The organism is Micrococcus sp. GbtcB5, from assembly GCF_019091605.1.
In the GTDB taxonomy this organism is placed as follows: Bacteria; Actinomycetota; Actinomycetes; order Actinomycetales; family Micrococcaceae; genus Micrococcus; species Micrococcus luteus.
In genome coordinates this window covers 1-234 of sequence record NZ_JAGXJK010000517.1, presented here as the reverse complement: position 1 = coordinate 234, position 234 = coordinate 1, and the positions used below count along the sequence as shown (strand labels likewise).

The window sequence follows — 234 nt, the reverse complement described above, 5'->3', positions numbered from 1 at the left end:
TGGCCGGACATCCCCGCGGCCCTCGTGGACGCCCCACGCCTGGTGTGGATGCTGGTGGAGGACTCCGCGAGCGTCGCGGGCTACATCGGCTCGTTGCTGCCGATCGGCTTCCAGCAGGACGGACCCCGCCAGTCGCTGCTCGGCCGGGGCGGTGACCGCGTGCTCGGCGAGGCCGTCCCCCTGGTGCTCGGCATGCGCCCGCGGCTCGACCTGGTCCTCGCTTGGGGCGCGCCG

General features: G+C 75.2%; 1 protein-coding gene. It reads left to right on the top strand.

Annotated features, from left to right (window positions below):
- The coding region (locus KVS67_RS13320; RefSeq protein WP_217565579.1) for a hypothetical protein at positions 1-234 on the top strand (234 nt) is incomplete at both ends.